This window comes from Comamonas sp. 7D-2 (assembly GCF_022749555.1).
Lineage (GTDB): Bacteria > Pseudomonadota > Gammaproteobacteria > Burkholderiales > Burkholderiaceae_C > Comamonas > Comamonas thiooxydans.
Window position 1 is genome coordinate 2,769,890 of the sequence record NZ_CP094238.1, and the last position, 18,210, is coordinate 2,788,099.

At 52.7% G+C, this 18,210-nt stretch carries 15 protein-coding genes and 1 pseudogene; 12 read left to right on the top strand and 4 right to left on the bottom strand.

Going from position 1 to position 18,210, the window contains the following annotated elements:
• Nucleotides 1–19 precede the first annotated feature (19 nt).
• The 7 genes from MPZ60_RS25230 (at nucleotide 20) to MPZ60_RS12725 (ending at nucleotide 5,033) form a co-directional block, all read left to right on the top strand.
• The gene (locus MPZ60_RS25230; RefSeq protein WP_080571249.1) at nucleotides 20–292 is read left to right on the top strand and encodes a zinc ribbon domain-containing protein; all 273 of its coding nucleotides are present in this window, start codon (nucleotides 20–22) and stop codon (nucleotides 290–292) included.
• Between the two features lie 181 nt (nucleotides 293–473).
• Entirely contained in the window at nucleotides 474–857 is a 384-nt protein-coding gene (flgB, locus tag MPZ60_RS12700; protein ID WP_019042325.1) for a flagellar basal body rod protein FlgB, read from the top strand.
• A 148-nt stretch (nucleotides 858–1,005) separates the two neighbouring features.
• Nucleotides 1,006–1,740: a phosphatase PAP2 family protein gene (locus MPZ60_RS12705; protein WP_034356759.1), complete on the top strand. Its 735-nt coding sequence runs from the start codon at nucleotides 1,006–1,008 to the stop codon at nucleotides 1,738–1,740.
• Complete coding sequence (locus tag MPZ60_RS12710; RefSeq protein WP_019042324.1) at nucleotides 1,709–2,110, top strand: diacylglycerol kinase; 402 nt, start codon at nucleotides 1,709–1,711, stop codon at nucleotides 2,108–2,110. The genes MPZ60_RS12705 and MPZ60_RS12710 overlap by 32 nt, the downstream gene beginning before the upstream one ends.
• A 432-nt stretch (nucleotides 2,111–2,542) precedes the next feature.
• Entirely contained in the window at nucleotides 2,543–3,082 is a 540-nt protein-coding gene (locus MPZ60_RS12715) for a transposase (protein ID WP_087743482.1), read from the top strand.
• Nucleotides 3,079–3,411 (top strand): IS66 family insertion sequence element accessory protein TnpB, encoded by a 333-nt coding sequence (gene tnpB / locus MPZ60_RS12720; RefSeq protein WP_157667094.1) that lies wholly within the window; start codon nucleotides 3,079–3,081, stop codon nucleotides 3,409–3,411. The genes MPZ60_RS12715 and tnpB overlap by 4 nt, the downstream gene beginning before the upstream one ends.
• 65 nt (nucleotides 3,412–3,476) lie before the next feature.
• Complete coding sequence (locus MPZ60_RS12725) at nucleotides 3,477–5,033, top strand: IS66 family transposase (RefSeq protein WP_242881682.1); 1,557 nt, start codon at nucleotides 3,477–3,479, stop codon at nucleotides 5,031–5,033.
• Nucleotides 5,034–5,084: 51 nt separating this feature from the next.
• On the opposite strand, the pseudogene MPZ60_RS12730 reads toward MPZ60_RS12725, so the two are convergent.
• The 3 genes and pseudogenes from MPZ60_RS12730 to MPZ60_RS12740 form a co-directional block, all read right to left on the bottom strand.
• Nucleotides 5,085–5,874 (bottom strand): annotated as a pseudogene (locus MPZ60_RS12730) (transposase); the annotation flags it as partial.
• Between the two features lie 221 nt (nucleotides 5,875–6,095).
• A complete protein-coding gene (locus tag MPZ60_RS12735; RefSeq protein WP_019042322.1) occupies nucleotides 6,096–7,490 on the bottom strand; it encodes a heavy metal sensor histidine kinase in 1,395 nt (464 codons plus the stop codon).
• On the bottom strand, nucleotides 7,487–8,179 hold the full coding sequence (locus MPZ60_RS12740; RefSeq protein ID WP_019042321.1) for a heavy metal response regulator transcription factor: 693 nt from the start codon (nucleotides 8,177–8,179) through the stop codon (nucleotides 7,487–7,489). The genes MPZ60_RS12735 and MPZ60_RS12740 overlap by 4 nt, the downstream gene beginning before the upstream one ends.
• 175 nt (nucleotides 8,180–8,354) lie before the next feature.
• Here MPZ60_RS12740 and MPZ60_RS12745 point away from each other — a divergent pair, with 175 nt between their 5' ends.
• The 5 genes from MPZ60_RS12745 to MPZ60_RS12765 all read left to right on the top strand — a co-directional run bounded on the left by MPZ60_RS12745 (nucleotide 8,355) and on the right by MPZ60_RS12765 (nucleotide 16,572).
• The gene (locus MPZ60_RS12745) at nucleotides 8,355–9,632 is read left to right on the top strand and encodes a TolC family protein (RefSeq protein ID WP_019042320.1); all 1,278 of its coding nucleotides are present in this window, start codon (nucleotides 8,355–8,357) and stop codon (nucleotides 9,630–9,632) included.
• Nucleotides 9,633–9,654: 22 nt separating this feature from the next.
• Complete coding sequence (locus MPZ60_RS12750; RefSeq protein ID WP_029158349.1) at nucleotides 9,655–11,004, top strand: efflux RND transporter periplasmic adaptor subunit; 1,350 nt, start codon at nucleotides 9,655–9,657, stop codon at nucleotides 11,002–11,004.
• Nucleotides 11,005–11,017: 13 nt separating this feature from the next.
• A complete protein-coding gene (locus tag MPZ60_RS12755; protein WP_019042317.1) occupies nucleotides 11,018–14,191 on the top strand; it encodes an efflux RND transporter permease subunit in 3,174 nt (1,057 codons plus the stop codon).
• A gap of 200 nt (nucleotides 14,192–14,391) precedes the next feature.
• On the top strand, nucleotides 14,392–14,736 hold the full coding sequence (locus MPZ60_RS12760) for a DUF4148 domain-containing protein (RefSeq protein WP_019042316.1): 345 nt from the start codon (nucleotides 14,392–14,394) through the stop codon (nucleotides 14,734–14,736).
• A gap of 237 nt (nucleotides 14,737–14,973) precedes the next feature.
• Nucleotides 14,974–16,572 (top strand): phosphoethanolamine transferase, encoded by a 1,599-nt coding sequence (locus MPZ60_RS12765; protein ID WP_242881681.1) that lies wholly within the window; start codon nucleotides 14,974–14,976, stop codon nucleotides 16,570–16,572.
• Between the two features lie 629 nt (nucleotides 16,573–17,201).
• On the opposite strand, the gene MPZ60_RS12770 is transcribed toward MPZ60_RS12765, so the two are convergent.
• Nucleotides 17,202–18,170 carry a tyrosine-type recombinase/integrase gene (locus MPZ60_RS12770; RefSeq protein WP_231879659.1) on the bottom strand — a complete coding sequence of 323 codons (969 nt, stop codon included), beginning with the start codon at nucleotides 18,168–18,170 and terminating at the stop codon, nucleotides 17,202–17,204.
• Nucleotides 18,171–18,210: the final 40 nt, after the last annotated feature.

Consider the following 18,210-nt stretch of genomic DNA (forward strand, 5'->3'; position numbering starts at 1 on the left):
TTGAATTGTGAGGATAGTTATGAGCTTTTTTGAACGCCTACTCGGAGGCCATCACCGATCTGGTGGCGATCAGCATGGGAATGGTCATCATCAAAAACGGACACCCGCCTCCTACAACGATCCAAGAGTGTCCGGTGGGATCATTTGTCCTAACTGCCGAACTCAAAGCTCTCCCCAAGCACGGTTCTGTCAACAGTGCGGAAGCGGCCTAGCCCCCCAGGCCTGCAATGCATGCGGCGTCCAGATGGCGCTTGGATCGCGTTTTTGCGCAAACTGCGGAAAGTCTGCTTAGAACTTTGGAGAACAGCTGATCGGTGGGTTGATCTCTGTTCTCCTGAAGGTTCAGATTACAGAAAGGTGTCAAAAATGTAATCTTCAGACCATGTAAATGGCTGAATAGTGTCAAAAATGTAATCTTGCGGGGAAGGCAATTTAGCTACCATTGAGGCTTCGAAATTTACTAGAAAAATCCTATGGATTCTCTTAGATTCGAGGATGCCGCTCTATATCTTAGAGTTAAGAGGATGGAAGTATTAGCAAGCAATATTGCGAATGCTGACACTCCTGGATATCAGGCGAAAGATATAGACTTCAAGGCTGCGCTTGAAGAGACGCAAAGGCAAATGCTGACAGTGCAGTCTACGAATAAGTCTCACCTCGGTAACATAGCTCCAACATCAATTGATCCTCAGATTGCATTTCGCCCTGTTTCTCAGAATGCCATGGATAGAAATACGGTTGATCTCGATCAAGAGAGAGCTTCATTTACAGCTAATGCCATCCGTACGCAATTCGCTATGAGTCAAGCTGTCGATGAATATGTAGAGATGGGGCAAATGCTATCGAAATTAGTATAATTTTATTAAGTTGGTCATTCACAGAGCGCATTTACTTGCGCTCTTTTTTTAATTCAAGTAGTAGTGAAAATAAAATTCGCGACAAGATTATTTTCAAAAATTTCATTGTTGGAAATAATGAATATGTTCAAAAGCGATAAGATGGAAGATGTCAAATAATATAAATAAAAAATTCTTTGTAAATCATTTGCTGATTCCGATTACTTTCCTGGCGCTAACTTTTTATTATTTCATGTATCTAGGAGGAGATAGTCTCGTTGCCGCGAAGATATACGCACTCCAGGGTTATGAATGGTCATTGAATGATCATTGGGTTACAAACAAATTGCTTCATAAGGGTGGAAAGCATCTGAGCACCCTAGCAATCGTTGTGATCATTGCACTATATATATTTGTACTTGCCTCCAAATCTGAGCAGCGAAAAAAATGGCGGTCTCCGCTGCTTTACCTGATTTTATCTTGTTTGGTCAGTGTAATTTTGGTGAGCCTTCTTAAGGCATTAACAAATATGGATTGTCCATGGAATTTAAATCAATTTGGTGGCGATCGCCCTTTTATTGGTCTTTTCGAGCACAGGCCTCAAGAAATGGGGAGCGGAAAATGCTTTCCGGCTGGTCATGCGAGCGCTGGCTATGCCTGGGTTAGTTTATATTTCTTCTTTAAGATGATCATCCCTAAGTATCGATGGTTAGGATTGCTGTGCGGCATTATGGTTGGGTTGACATTTGGTATCTCTCAACAATTGAGAGGAGCCCATTTCATTTCTCATGACATTGCCACGATTTTCATTTGTTGGTTGATTGCCACACTTTTGTTTATATTCTTTAGCATCAAGAAATATACTGTTAAAAATGGAAAACAACTCGAAAGCCAACATCTTTAATAATATTCAAAAGAATAGAAAAGGATTTTCTAGAGTCTGGCATGCATCAAAGTACTCATGGTCGGGTATAAAGGATGCGTGGTTAGAGCCTGCATTCCGCCTTGAGGTGATATTGTTTATGATTTCGCTTCCATTGGCTCAATTGATTGGGCGATCCATGATGGAGAAATTGCTTCTGATCTCTTGTATTTGGTTTTTGATGATCGTTGAAGTAATTAATTCTGCGATAGAGTCTGCAATAGATAGAGTAGGATTCCAATATCACGAGCTTTCCAGGAAAGCCAAAGACTTGGGGAGTGCTTCTGTATTAATGACAATTATTTTTTGCCTGGTAGTTTGGGGTTCTTTGATTTATAAAAATACTATTTAATTTTCGCCGTAGGTGCTGGAACGCTTCACCGTGATGCGCATCATGCATCGCATAAAACGAGTCTTCACGCTTACAGCGGAGGGAGCGAGCTCCAGCTCTTGGTCTGCATCCTGCATGTTAGCTCTAGCCTCGCGAAGATTTCTCGGACTACTGCGCGCGACGACGCCTGGATTTTTTAGCCTACGAACCTTGTTGTGCGGAGTGGAAAGACTGATGAAGGTGAATCCTGCATCGACAGTAGAGCGTTAACTCGATCCTAAGTCACTGCAACTACAACTCCTGACCAGCCTGTGGGGCACAGGCTCTCCCGCAAGTCCCTCTCCCTCCCAAGCTCGCCAGACCAGGATCTCTCTGTATCCGTCCGGCCACCCCATCTACCCCGAATGAGCAATTGCAAGCACCATCGTGTCCACGTAAACCATCGTGCACACCATGTCTCAAGAGATCCCCAACTCGCGCTCCCGTGTCCCCCGCACACGCCGGGTCTACAGCGCGCAATTCAAGGTTGAACTGATCGCCGCGTGCCAGCAGCCCGGCGCATCAATTGCCGCCACAGCACGTGAACATGGCATGAATGCCAATGTGCTGCATCGCTGGCTCAAGGAGCATCGTCTGGGCCTTCACCAGCCCACCTGCGATACCGCGCATGCTGTGGCGTCCGGCATCGCCCCGCACTGCGACGATGCAGCGGCTGAGCCAATGGCCAATGCACAGCCTGTTCGTGCCCCGGCGCATCTGCCTCATGCCAGCACCGTGCCCGCCTTCATCGCGATGACGCTGGGCTCGCCGGCGATGGGGCCTCAGCCAGCGGGTGCGCAAGCTGCCCCAAGTGCTGCATCGGCAACTCCCTCATCAGACATCCGCATCGAGTGCTGTCATCACGGCACCCTCGTGACGGTCAATTGGCCGGTGGCCGCTGCTGGCGAGTGTTCCCGCGCATTGCAGGGTTTGCTCCAGGTGCTGCGGCAATGATCCGTATCGACGCTGCCTGGCTTGCCACGGCCCCGCTGGACATGCGCGCCGGCACCGACACGGCGCTGGCCCGGGTGGTCAGCGTGTTCGGTGCTGCCCACCCTCATCACGCCTACCTGTTCGCCAACAGACGCGCCAACCGCATCAAGGTGCTGGTGCACGACGGCATCGGCATCTGGCTGGCCGCTCGCCGCCTGCACCAGGGGAAGTTCGTCTGGCCGGCGCCAGGCAATGAGCAGTGGCAGTTGGAGCCTGTCCAGCTTGACGCCCTGGTGCTGGGCCTGCCCTGGCAACGCATGGGAAACGCCGGCATTATCACCATGGTCTGAAGCCGGCGCGCAATCGGTGGATCTGCGCATGGCAGCGCAGGGCCTTCCTTGGCACACTGGCTGCCATGGTGGTGCAGCAACAATCCCTGAACAATCTCAGCGCAGAGCAACTGCGCGAGATGGTTGCCAGCCTCATGGGCCACGTGAGCGACAAGGACGCGCAAATCGCCCGCCACCAAACCGAACTCAAGCACAGCCAGGCGCTCAACGCCAAGCTCACCCACGAGAACGCGCTCTTGAAGCGCATGAAGTTCGCGGCCCAGTCCGAGCGCTTCAACGCCGAGCAGCGCAGCCTGCTTGAAGACGAGATCGAGGCCGACCTGGCAGCGGTCGCCGTCGAGATCGAGCAACTGCAGCCGCCTGCGCCAGCGCCCCAAGCCAAACAACAACCCAAGCGCCAGCCGCTGCCGGCCAACCTGCCGCGGCGCGAGATCCGCCACGAGCCTGAGTTGACTACCTGCGCCTGTGGTTGTGCGATGAAGCGCATCGGTGAAGACGTGGCCGAAAAGCTGGACTATGTGCCCGGCGTGTTCACGGTGGAGCGCCACATCCGTGGCAAGTGGGCCTGCGCCAAGTGCGAGACCATCACCCAGGTGCCGGTCGAGGCGCATGTGATCGACAAGGGCATCCCGACTGCGGGCCTGCTGGCCCAGGTGCTGGTGGCCAAGTACGCCGACCACCTGCCCCTGTACCGTCAGGAAGCCATCTTTGCTCGCGCAGGCTTGGGCCTGCCTCGCTCCACCCTGGCGCAGTGGGTGGGCACCTGTGGCGTGCGACTGCAACCGCTGGTCGATGCGCTCAAGGCGGAGATACTCAGCCGCAGCGTGCTGCACGCCGACGAGACGCCGGTGCAAATGCTCAAGCCTGGCAAAGGCAGCACCCACCGGGCTTACCTGTGGGCTTACGCACCAGGCGCCTTCGAAGACATGAAGGCCGTGGTGTACGACTTCTGCGAGTCAAGAGCGGGCGAGCATGCGCGCCACTTCCTGGGCGATTGGAAGGGGGCACTGGTCTGCGACGACTTTGCTGGTTACAAAGCCACGATCGCCAACGGTGTGACCGAGGTGGGCTGCCTGGCGCACGCCCGGCGCAAATTCTTTGACTTGCATGCGGCGAACAAAAGCCAGCTTGCCGGGTTCGCGCTGGAGCAGTTCGCCAAGGTTTACGACATCGAGCGCGAGGTCAAGGAGCTGAACGCCGATCAACGCAAAGCCATTCGTCAGCAGCACACCAAGCCGATCCTGGATGCGTTACACCAGTGGATGACATTGCAGCGGCAAAAGCTGCCAGACAGCTCGGCGACTGCCAGGGCCCTGGATTACAGCCTGCGGCGCTGGACTGCACTGACGCGCTTCGTTGATGACGGGCAACTGCCCGTGGACAACAACTGGATCGAAAACCAGATCCGGCCGATTGCCATTGGACGCAACAACTGGCTGTTCGCCGGCAGCCTGCGCGCGGGCCAGCGTGCGGCGGCGGTGATGAGTCTGGTGCAGTCGGCACGCATGAACGGGCATGACCCCTATGCCTACCTACAGGACGTGCTCACCAGGCTGCCCACGCACAAGGCCAGCCGTATCGACGAGCTCTTGCCGCACCGCTGGCAGCCCACCGACATCTGATCGTCAGCCATGGTAGCCATCTGCGGTCAACATGGGTTTGCCGTGCGCTTACATCTCTCTGTCGTAGCAGTCCTTTGCGAAGGAGGCTGTGACTGCCCCCCGAATCGCACTTGATCTCAAAGCCGTCAGAGCACCTGCGCATGTTGCTCATCGGCACACTGACGTGACCAGCGTGAATGCGGCTCGAATGCCGCCGCTTGGGCTCTTTGGCCAACACCAGTCGATGCTGCGCCATGGCCCAGTGGATGCGCGCTTTTGGTTCGGCGCCTGTTGCCCTTGCGATCGCCTCTCTCGATCGAGCAGCGCACCGCCGCGGCGATAGCCTCGGCAATGTGGCGCCGCAGGTCGGCCAGCAAGAGCTCATCCGGGGTTGGAGTTCGGCTTCTGCGGCTGTCCTGCCAGTGGCCAGAGCGGTGATGCCGCACATGCAGAATCGAGCGCGACACGCCCTGCACCGAGCAGACCGACGTCATTGGTCGTTCACAGGCAACAAGGGCGAGCGCGCAATCCACTTTTTTCTGCGGCGAGCTCCACGGCTTCCTTGAGGATCTCGTTCTCCTAGGTCCCCCTACACACGTTGCAGCTTGGCGATGTCGGCGCGAGCTGCCGGTAGCTTCGAAGCCGCCACAACCACTTCGCCGGCACTCACGGCCACCAGCGAGCCTTCGCGATCCAGCCGCCGCCAACTGAATAGAAAGCTCGCCGACGCGCCCTCCTAGCGGGGCAGAAGCGAGGCGCTCATGCTCGGCTCATACGTTTTGCGAACAAAGGCAGCCTTCTCGGCAGCGGACCAACGCTGGTCCCGGGGAATCTCCTCAATCGTCTCTGTATGCCTAGTCATACGCACAGTCCTATGCCTACTCGAAGATAAGCGATGGACTCATTCCGGAGATTCAGGAGGCTATCGAAACCTATTTATACCTTCAGCCACCGAGAGCCCCTTCTCCGTGACTTGCATGACCGCCTCCCTCTTAAATTCCGGCGTAAACCGCTGTGCACTCATGGAATGCCTCCTATGCTCAAAAGGGCTGACCAGGTATGTCTACCTGCCTAGGGGCACTCTCATGAAGGAGATTTAAAGGTATCGGGCGATGCAATAGGTGATTCAGGTAAGGAAATCCCAATTTTGGTGATCCCGCTTGAAGAGATTGCAAAAGTGGTACCGCCGTGCATCCGTGCGATAGCTGCAACGATGGCCAATCCCAAGCCGTGATTGAGATTTGCATGTGCGCGGGACGCATCAGCACGATAGAACCGATCAAACAGGCGTGGCAGATGGATGGGATCGATCTCCGCTCCTCGGTTGATCACCGCAATGCTAACGTTGTCACGTTTGCCATCTGGTGTCTCCACTACGCTTTGGGAGATCTCGATAGTGATCGTTGATCCGGGTTCTGCATAGCGTGAAGCGTTGCCTAAAAGATTGGATAGTGCACGGCGAACCAAACGCGCATCCACAGCAACACTTGCATCTCCATCGATTAGAACTTGAAGGTGCGCTTCTTGAAGTACTGCCTCATGGAACTCGGCCACTTCTGAGGCAAGCTCTGCAAGACTCACTTTGGCGGATCGCCGCGCTTCAGTACCGCGGTCTGCGTGTGACAGAAACAGCATGTCTGCCACGATTCCAGCCATGCGCTGTAGATCCTCTAGGTTGGAGGCCAAGATGTCCTGTAGTTCAACAGCACTACGCGGTTTACGAAGCGCCAACTCGCAACTACTGATCAAGGTGGTCAACGGTGTGTTTAGTTCGTGTGCCACGTCAGCATTGAACGCCTCCATTTGTTGATAGGCGATGGCCAGTCGGTCAAGCAATGCATTGAACTGTGCGATCAATGGTCTTAATTCTTGAGGTTGATGGCTATCATCTAAACGGCGATGCAAGTCTTGCGCAGAAAGGCTTCGCGTTTGATCCACCAGTAGGCGTAAAGGCTTGAGTCCTATGCGAACAAGCCATGTGCTCGCAAATGAGACCAGCAATGCACCCGCCACGGCGGCAATGCCCAGGGTCCAGGCCAGACGATTAAGCAGTCGGTCATCTGGTCTACGGTCTAGCAACAGGACCGCTTGCATTGGCTGCAGGCCGTCGTTAACTGTCGGAACTTCCACTGAAAATTTGCGAACTGCAACCCGGTCGTCATCTTCAGGTTGGCGCAAAAGTTCAAATGCGCTTTTACCGGAGGTTGGCACCAGGCGTAAAGACAGTTCGTCATGCCCCGTGACGAAGTCGTTAAGCATGTGGTTCAAGGCCTCTGGGGAGTGAACCCCTCGGCTCTCGCTTAACAGGTGCTCGATTGCTGTTTTCTTGTGATCTAAGGTGTCTTGCTGACGTTCCGACAGCGTGACGGAGATCACAAAATAGACAGCAATGCATACAAAACCGAGGCCGACAATGGTTTGCAGTGCTAAGGCGCGGGCTAAACGTCGAGCTAAATGTGGTGCAGCGGTCTTGCTCATGTTGTGCGAGATTCGAGCACATAGCCCATGCCACGGACGGTGTGGAGGAGATGATGCTCAAAAGGCTGATCAAGCTTTAGTCGCAGCCGCCGGACAGCGACCTCTACCACGTTGGTTTCACTGTCGAAATTCATATCCCAAACCTGAGATGCCAACTCTGTTCTTGATAGAACCTCCCCTTGACGGCGCAATAGAAGGCTTAGCAAATTGAACTCTTTGGCCGTAAGCTCGATTCTTTGGCCCGCCCGTGTAGCCCTACGACGAATCAGGTCTAACTCTAGGTCAGACAAGCGCAGAGTTGTCGCTTCCGGGGCGGCTTGGGCCACACTGGGGCCACTGCGCCGCAATAGCACATGCAGGCGTGCGACCAGTTCAGAAAACGCAAATGGCTTCACGAGATAGTCATCGGCGCCACACTGCAGTCCCTTGACACGATCCTCCACTTGGCCACGAGCAGTCAACATCAGTACAGGTGTTTGCTTCGTTTGCCTCAGCGCAGCTAGCACGGCTAGGCCATCGATGCCCGGAAGCATGCCGTCAAGCACGATCAGGTCGTAGTCCATTTCACTGGCCAGGTGCAGACCGTCAATACCGTTATGGGCTACATCCACAGTGAAGCCCTCCTCCGCCAGACCCTTGTTTAGGTAATCGGCGAGCTTGATCTCATCTTCTACAACCAGGATTTTCATGCTGACTATTCTGAGATAGGTGCACGCATTTTGAAAATGACAAATTTGTCATCCGGCTGTCAGGATGGTGAGGGGAGCACTTTATTAGAGTGGCAGCGCCCACCCGCTTTCTATTCCTCACTTGGGCAAAGTAACGCCCGGCAGACTTTCGATTGCACGGGTAGGAGTTTTAACAATGATTTCTTCGTCGTCTCATCGCGCTGGCCGAGCAGCTTGTGCGTTGCGTCATGCGTTGTTGTTCACCAGTTTGGCTTTAACTGGCGTGGCAGGCATAGCGCAGGACAATCCTGCCAATAAGGCGTCTCTGGCACCGCTGACTCTTGACACGGCAGTCGCACGCGCTATCGACCAACACCCCCGTTTACGAGCTGCCCAGCGCGGTCTTGAGGCCAGCGATGGAGCTGTTCTGCAAAGTAAGGCGAGGCCTAACCCAGCGCTATCGTATTCACAAGAAGATACCAGCAGGGATAAGCGCACCTCTACAGTGCAATGGACCCAAATGCTGGAAATCGGCGGCAAGCGCGATGCTCGCATGCGTGCTGCAGCACGTGGCCGAGATGTGGCTGAAGCGGAACTGGATGCCGCCAAAGCTAACCTTGTCGCAGATGTCCGACTCGCATTCTTCGGGTTGTTAGTGGCACAGCAGCGTGAGGTCCTCGCAGGACAGACTCTTGACATCGCACGAAGCGCGCGTGAGGCCGCATCAAAGCGTGTAGCAGCGGGCAAGGCAGCGCCCCTAGAGGCCAACCGGGCCAGCGTAGCTGAGTCCAGTGCTGAACTGGAGCAAGCTCAAGCTCAGGCCGCAAAACGAGTGGCTCGTCAACAATTACAGGCCCTTATCGGAGAAGGAGGCCCTGTATTTGGTGATGCGCAAGGCAAACTTGACGCGTTACCTCCTGTTCCGGAAATTGGGTCTCTTCAAAGCCGCTTGGAACAGTCGCCTTCCATTCAGCAAGCTCGCTTCACTGTTGAACAGAGCCGGGCGACCGCAGATCTGGAGCGCGCAAAGCGAATTCCTGACCCAACGATGAGTCTAGGTATGAAGCGCGCTCAAGAGACCGGCAATCAACTCGTAGTCGGCGTCTCCATTCCCTTGCCTGTGCTCGATACCAATCGAGGAAATCAGTTGCAAGCCCTCCGCCTGGCTGACCAAGCTGAAGAGCGCTTGCTAGCTACCCGGTTGGAACTTCAGTCTCAACTTTATGCGGCGCGAGAGACGCTAGAGGCAAGTCGTAAACAAGCTATCCAACTGTCTGAACGCGTGCTGCCGACTGCACAAGTCGCCTATGAGGCGGCAAGCAAAGGCTTTGCGCTAGGGAAATTCGGCTATCTGGACGTACTTGACGCGCAACGCTCTTTGTTTGATGTACGTAGTCAATACCTGGACCAGTTAATGGCCACACATCGTGCTTCGGCCGATATCGAACGCTTGTTGGGCACAACAGACGAGTAAGTTTTTTGCACAGATCATCAACATGAACGATACAAAATCATCTCCATTTGGGACTCGGCGCACTCAGATTGCAATTGCTGCAATCCTAGTAGTTGGCGCTCTTTCTGCTGCACTAATTCTTCGCAGTGGTCCGGACAGCAGCAGTGCTAAAGGTGCCGGAGGTCAGGGGCACTCAGAAGCCGCTAGCCACGCAGACACAGAACATCACGGCGAGAAGCAAAGCGGTGATCACAAAGATGAAAAAGGGCACGCAGATGGTGAGCACCATGATGAAAAAGAGCAAAACGACGGAGCCAAGTCTGCAGAGAAGAAAAGCGCCGAAGGTGCTCATGATGACGATGAAGGTCTTATCCAAATGGATTCGCAGCGTATGCAGGCTGCAGGCATTCGAACCGCAGAGGTCGGCTCTGCAACTGTTCGCTCAGTACTGCAACTTCCGGGGGAAATACGCTTCAACGAAGACAAAACGGCTCACGTTGTCCCTCGAGTCCCTGGCGTCGTCGACTCGGTACCCGCCAATCTCGGCCAGGTTGTAAAGAAGGGGCAGTTGCTGGCTGTGTTGAGCAGTGCGGCTGTTTCTGAGCAACGAAGTGAACTTCAAGCCGCTAGCCAACGCTTAGCACTGGCGCGTACAAGCTATGCCAGAGAGCAAAAGCTGTGGGAGGAGAAGGTATCGGCTGAACAGGATTACTTGCAGGCTCGGCAGACACTGCGCGAGGCAGAAATTGCCGTTTCAAATGCTCAACAAAAATTGGCGGCTAACGGCGCCGGAGGCGGAGGCGGTGCACTAAACCGATTTGAACTAAGGGCTCCTTTTGACGGAGTGATCGTCGAGAAGCATCTCGCCGTCGGTGAAGCTGTTCAGGACACTACCCAAGTTTTCACAATCTCAGACTTGCGTTCCGTTTGGGCTGAAATGAGGGTTGCAGCATCTGACTTGCCCGCCGTGAAGGTTGGGGAAAAAGCAACTGTCAAGGCGACAGCATTCTCGTCGTCTGCGACTGGGGTGGTTGCTTACGTGGGTGCTCTGATTGGTCAGGAAACACGTACTGCTCCTGCTCGAATCACTCTAGAGAATCCTGAAGGCGCGTGGCGCCCAGGTCTATTCGTCAATGTGGAGTTGACTGCCTCTTCGCAACAAGTGCCAGTAGCGGTAGCTTCCAGTGCTATCCAGCGTCTGGACGGCCAAAACAGTGTTGTGTTTGTGCCCGTCAAGGGGGGCTTCCGAGCTCAGCCCGTGCGCGTTGGTCGCTCGGACCCCCAGACAACAGAAATTCTTGAAGGGCTGAAGTCCGGCCAGTCCTATGTGACTGAAGGCAGCTTCATGCTTAAGGCCGAACTGGGCAAGGCTACAGCCGAGCACGCACACTAAGCAAGGGCTGCAAATGTTCGAACGAATTATCCGATTTGCCATTGAGCAGCGCTGGCTGGTCATGGTTGCCGTTCTGGCCCTAGCGGCTATTGGCGTATACAACTATCAACGCCTCGCTATTGATGCTGTACCTGACATTACCAATGTTCAGGTACAGATCAATACGCAGGCCAGCGGCTACTCGCCGCTTGAGACCGAGCAGCGAGTCACTTACCCAATTGAAACGGTGATGGCCGGCTTGCCCAATCTGGAACAGACTCGCTCGCTGTCGCGCTACGGCCTGTCGCAAGTGACAGTAGTGTTTAAAGATGGCACTGACATCTACTTTGCTCGCCAGTTAGTCAACGAACGTATCCAACAGGCCCGTGATAATCTTCCCGCTGGTGTCACTCCCACGCTGGGACCTATCTCTACAGGTTTGGGTGAGATCTATCTTTGGACCGTTGAGGCCGAGGATGGTGCAAAGAAGGCAGATGGAACGCCTTACACACCTATGGATCTGCGCGAGATACAGGACTGGGTGATCAAACCGCAACTGCGTAATGTGCCAGGTGTCACTGAAATCAACTCTATTGGCGGCTTCGCGAAAGAGTATCTGGTTTCGCCTCGCCCAGAACAGCTGGCGTCCTATGGTTTCACTCTTGCTGACCTGGTTGCTGCGTTGGAACGCAACAATACCAATGTGGGAGCTGGATACATTGAGCGTCAAGGTGAACAGTATTTGATCCGTGCCCCAGGTCAAGTCTCTGGCATTGCTGACATTCGAGAAGTGATCGTGGGTTCGGCTCAAGGCCAGCCCATACGTATTCGTGATTTGGCAGAGGTTGGCTTGGGTCGTGAGCTTCGCACTGGAGCTGCCACGGATAACGGCCGAGAGGTCGTGCTTGGCACGGTCTTCATGCTGATCGGGGAGAACAGCCGTGTGGTCTCGCAGGCTGTGGCTGCACGCATGGAGCAGATTAACCGCAGTCTTCCTGAAGGCGTGAAAGCGATCACGGTCTACGATCGCACAAACCTCGTCGATAAAGCTATCGCAACGGTCAAGAAGAATTTGGTGGAAGGTGCGGCTTTAGTTGTTGTCATCCTCTTCCTTTTCCTAGGCAACCTCCGCGCGGCCCTGATTACAGCGCTGATCATTCCATTGTCCATGCTGTTCACCTTTACTGGCATGGTGCAATACAAAGTCAGTGCCAACTTGATGAGTCTGGGCGCTCTTGACTTCGGCATCATCATTGATGGCGCGGTGGTCATTGTGGAGAACTGCGTGCGTCGTCTTGCCCACGCGCAAGAAGCACGCGGACGCTCTTTGACGCGCAGTGAACGCTTCCACGAAGTATTTGCTGCAGCCAAGGAAGCGCGTCGGCCATTGTTGTTTGGACAATTGATCATCATGGTGGTCTATTTGCCAATCTTTGCGCTCACAGGTGTAGAGGGCAAGATGTTCCATCCCATGGCGCTGACTGTGGTGATCGCGCTTGCTGGCGCAATGCTGCTGTCCATTACCTTCATTCCTGCGGCGATTGCTCTTTTCATGGGCAACAAGGTTGCGGAGAAGGAAAATCGCCTCATGGTTTGGGCGCGTCGCGTTTATGCACCAGCCCTTCATCGCGTCATGAGAGCTCCTGCAGTTGTTCTGACTGCCGCTGGTGTGGCGGTGGTGTTAAGCCTGCTGCTGGCAACGCGTCTTGGTAGTGAATTTGCACCAAACCTCAACGAGGGCGACTTCGCCATTCAGGCTCTGCGGATTCCAGGAACCAGCCTGACCCAGTCCCTTGAGATGCAAATGCAGATCGAGAAAACCTTGAAGAAAGAGTTTCCTGAGATCGACAGGGTATTTGCTCGTACAGGTACCGCGGAGATTGCCTCTGACCCGATGCCACCGAACATCTCGGACGGCTACATCATGCTTAAGCCGCAGTCCGAATGGCCGGATCCGGCACGTACACGAGACGATTTGTTGGCAGCAATTCAGGCAGCCGCAGATCGAGTTCCAGGCAACAATTTCGAGTTCTCTCAACCTATTCAACTGCGCTTCAATGAGTTGATATCGGGTGTGCGTAGTGATGTCGCTGTAAAGATTTTTGGCGACGACATGACTGTGCTGGAGAAGAACGCACAAGCCGTCGCAGGCATGTTGCAGCAAATTTCTGGAGCCTCTGAAGTCAAGGTCGAACAGACCACAGGCTTGCCAATGCTCACCGTGAAAATCGACCGTGAGAAGGCCTCGCGCTATGGTTTGAACATGGGTGACGTGCAAGACACCATCAGTACGGCACTGGGCGGTCGTGAAGCCGGCACAGTTTTTGAAGGAGACAAGCGGTTCGACATTCAGGTTCGTTTGCCGGACGAAGTGCGCAATGACATGGAAGCGATAGGACGCCTACCTATCGCGCTTCCACGCGGTACGGATGGCCGACTTGGTTTTGTTCCGCTTTCGGCCGTGGCTAGTTTTGATATCGCACCAGGCCCTAACCAGGTGAGCCGAGAGGATGGTAAGCGCCGCATCGTGGTGAGTGCCAACGTGCGCGGACGTGATATTGGATCTTTCGTCACAGAAGCACAACAACGCCTCGAATCGCTGCAACTGCCTGCCGGCTACTGGACCCGATGGGGCGGAACCTTCGAGAACCTCGAGTCGGCTAGAAAACGCTTGACGATTGTTGTGCCGGCAGCATTGCTGATGGTCTTTGTCTTGCTGTTTGCAATGTTCGGCAATGTTCGTGATGGTCTCATCGTGTTCACGGGCATTCCGTTTGCGCTGACAGGTGGCATCTTGGCGCTCTGGATGCGCGGTATTCCTTTATCCATTTCGGCTGCGATCGGGTTTATCGCACTGTCAGGCGTGGCTGTGCTCAATGGCTTGGTGATGATTGCCTACATCCGATCGCTGCGCGAAGAAGGCAAACGCCTGTATGAAGCAGTCACTGAAGGCGCTTTGACCCGACTGCGGCCTGTTCTGATGACCGCGTTGGTTGCATCGCTAGGCTTTGTTCCGATGGCCATCGCCACGGGCACAGGCGCAGAAGTTCAGCGCCCCTTGGCCACAGTGGTGATCGGCGGGATCCTGTCGTCGACTTTGCTGACCCTTCTCGTGTTGCCATTGCTCTATAGCTTGATACACCGCAAGGATCTCTCCGAGACGGAGGATGAGCAGGTGTTAGCTTCTACTGAGGAAAAGCCAGCCTGATACAAGTAGTTCTACTCGCCTCGTAAAAGCCATGGCCTCTAAGGCCATGGCTTTTTTCTTGTAACAATACTTAATATGACAACATTGTCACATTCCTGTTGGCAATCTGTCGGTGGGTATTTTCTACACTTGACCCATCTTCTCTGAATAGACCACTTTCTTAGATGGAGAAGAAAATCAATTCACTTAAGGAGTATTAAATGGCTCACCGTAAAATTTTTGCATCTCTCACCGCCGCAGCCGCAATGGCAACCGTTCTGGCAATGCCTGGCGTCGCAGTCGCAGATACGTACTGGCACCCCACAAATAACGAGGCCGGTGTAAAAGCATACCCTGGACACTTCAAGAGCTCTCAAACCCGTGACCAAGTCCGTGCAGAAGCAGCGAATGCAGTGCGCGATGGTGGGGATACTCGGATGCGCGCAGGAAATTACCCTGCGGTTAAGAGCACAGGCCCCGAGAAGACTCGTCAACAAGTTATTGATGAGCTGACAAAAGAAACCCCTTCGCAGCGAGATGCTCGTAACCAAGCTATGGCTGGGTAATCAGTAATATTTTCTTGGCGTGGATTCGTGGTGACACGATCCACGCTTTTTTTTTGCTCAAAAAATGACAAAAATGTAATCTAAATGTCATCGTTTAGATCAGATTTTATCTCTACTATTGTGGGTTTTTGTAAATTCAAAAATAGTTTCATTGAGAAGCTGAATAGTTCTTGATTAAATTCTTTCCGTAAAATGAAGACTTTCAATAAAATAAGTGAATTCCTGCTATCTAGTGGCATGCAATCAACACGCATGATCATTGGAGTTAGTATATGGATTGCTATTTTTTCTAATTATTATCTTTGGCTGAAAATATCTAAATTAGGTGAAGAATCGGATATAAGTCTAATAATATCCTTTGTTTTTATATTAATTGGTTTGAATATTCTTTCGATTTCTGTTTTGGGATGGGGGAGGCTTTTAAGGCCAATTGCCAGCATCTTTGTCGTAAGTGCGGCTTCAGTTGCCTATTTCATGCAAGCATACGGGATTGTTATTGATTCCAATATGATAACTAATGTGCTGCAAACAGACTTCAAAGAAGCCTCTGATTTGATTAATTTGCAGATGATTTTTGTGATTTTGCTGCTGTCGCTACCTCCATTGTGGTTTATATGGCGCAGAAATTTCTCAAAATCTACTTTTGGCAAACTGATATTGCAGCGTTTGATGCTTGCTCTCCTGGGGATTTCAATAGCAGTGGTAAGCCTAATCGTTTCTTTTCAGGCGTTCTCCTCAACCATGAGGAACCATAAGGAGATTCGCTATTTGATTAACCCATACAATGGACTATATGCGGTCTTCAAGAAAATTGACGATTCCCAGAAGAGGAAATCAAAAGATTTGGTAAAAATAGGAGAAGGAGCATACATTGAAGGGGCTGTAGACCCTATAGTATTTCTTGTAGTCGGAGAAACCGCTCGTTCAGATCATTTGGGGTTGAATGGCTATTCAAGAGATACCACACCTTTGCTATCAAGTCGAAAAGACATCTTGTCATTTAAAAATGCCTGGGCTTGTGGAACGAGCACCGCAGAGTCACTGCCGTGCATGTTTTCACACTTATCGAGGGAGAAGTTCTTTGATCGACGAGAAAATTACGAAAATTTATTAGATGTTCTAAAAAAGGCAGGTCTGGATGTGCTTTGGGTTGACAATCAATCAGGGTGCAAGGGGGTATGTGCGAGAATACCTGCTGAAAATCAAGAGATAATCAAAGGTGACATCAATTGCAGAGATGATGGTTGCTTTGATGCAGCAGTGTTGAACAATCTCCAAAAGAAAATTGAAAACTTACCAAAGCTTGGTAAAGCTAAAGGAACCGTTGTTTTAGTTCACCAAATGGGCAGCCATGGCCCAGCCTATTACAAGCGTTCTTCACCAGATAGAAAAACCTACTTCCCAGAATGTGAATCTTCAGCTCTGCAAACCTGCAGTCGAGAACAAGTAGTCAATGCATATGACAACAGCATAAGAGAAACTGATTATTTCATTTCGAAAGCAATTGATTGGATTAAGGAGACCTATCCAGATAGGCCAACTGCAATGATGTATGTCTCAGATCATGGCGAGTCTTTGGGAGAAAATAACATATACCTCCATGGTCTTCCTTATAGTTTGGCGCCCGATGCTCAGAAACGCATTCCTTGGATCGTTTGGTTCTCTGAATCATTTAAGCGCGAAAAATTCGAAGATAAGGGATGTGCTGCTCTATTAGACGTTGATGCCAGGATAAGCCATGATAATTATTTCCATTCAGTTCTGGGATTAATGAGCGTAAAGTCTGAAATTTATAATCCTGGTCTTGATATTTTTGAAGAATGCAGGCGATCTTGATTATGACGGATTGTTGAATAAATAATTTCTGATTATCTATGTGGCTAGTGCCTAAATTGTTGACACGAATGCCAGCGGCTTAACCACTGCTGACTACCGCAGGTGGAGGTACTAATGCCCAACGCAGTGCATACCAGCGTACCCCTCCGCCCTGAAATAAGGAGCCGATAGTGAGCGTCTCGCCCGACTGAAGCGGTGCCTTCATGCGAGCCAGGCGTTCTTGCGTGGTTAGCTCTGCATGGAGGGCTAGGATCACGATGCATACCTGCTGCGCAGTCAGCCCAGCAAACAGCTGAAGCATCCCGGTCACTTTGATATCGAAGACTGGGATCTCTTGGTCAGACGTGTTCTTGTGTGAGAAAACACGCACTCCCTTTGCGCAAAGATCTAGCTCATGGATTTCCTCGGAAATGGACGAGGAATCGTGTCGTTACTGCGCGCAAACAACACCGGACAAGGAGACATAGCTCCCTGTCCGGGTTGGATTAGGAGTCTTTGCACCGATCTAATGGAGCAATGCAGAATGGCACTAGGCCGGCTGATGCGCAGACAAAGCGGCAGTTACTCTCAAAAGCTCAATCGCGTAGAAAATGCAGCAATGCTACCGATTCAGCCTCAACGGTACAAGATTACCAACGCACATAGCGCTCGAAATTCGCGCTGCGTGGATGATGCTGATCCGCCATGGCCCGGATATCCTCATGCAAGATAGAGACATAGTGCGCAGTCGTCTCTTGATGCTCATGGCCCAGCAGTAGCTGGATAGTGTGCAGAGACGCCTTTCCCTGGTACAGATGCGACGCAAAGGCGTGTCGCAATGCGTGGGGTGTCAACCGAAGGCCGCATTCGCGACCGTACCGGCTGACCATTCTGCGCAACTGGTAGTAGCGATAGTCTGGATAGCGTCCGCTACTAACGAACAGTTTGGATGTGGATCTTTTGCCATGGCCTCCGGCTGCAAGGATCACTTGTCGTGCCGTTTTGTACTGCGCAATCCAATACCTGGCATGTTCTCCAACGACAACCAAGCGCTCTTTGCTCCCCTTCCCCCATATCTGCAAGGGCTTGCCGCTGGCGGGGACCTGATCGAGCGTAATGTTCAGCAGCTCTCCTGCACGTAGCCCGGATCCATAAAGGAGCTCCAAAGCTGCACGATCTCGCATGCCTTTGGCCGTTTTCGTGTCCGGTAGCTCCATCAGCTTAGCGATCGCGTTACTGGATGGTGGGCGACGCGGGCGACGCAAGCCCCCGCGAAGTGGTAGCAGTGCGCGGTGAACGCCAAGGTCCACGATGCCGGACTCTTTCGCCCAGCGGTACAACCGCTGCAGCATCCATTGTTTGAGGCGTAGTGCCGAAACAGATCTGGTGTCTTTCCAGCTAAGTAGGAATACCTGCAGGTCGTCGACCGAAGCATGTTCCCACGAGCGACCGGTCGCTTCCAACAGCCATGCGTTGAAAGCTCGCAACTGGATCTGGAGGACCTGAAGAGTGCTTTCTGCAAGGCCCTCTTGAAAAAATAGATCGGTTAGAAAATCTCCAAAACGGAAATCCCAGCCGGCGGGAACATCCATCGTGCCGGCAACTAGCAAATTATTCATTCATCTACCCGTGTGAATGCCCGCACGAAGAAGCCGCCTC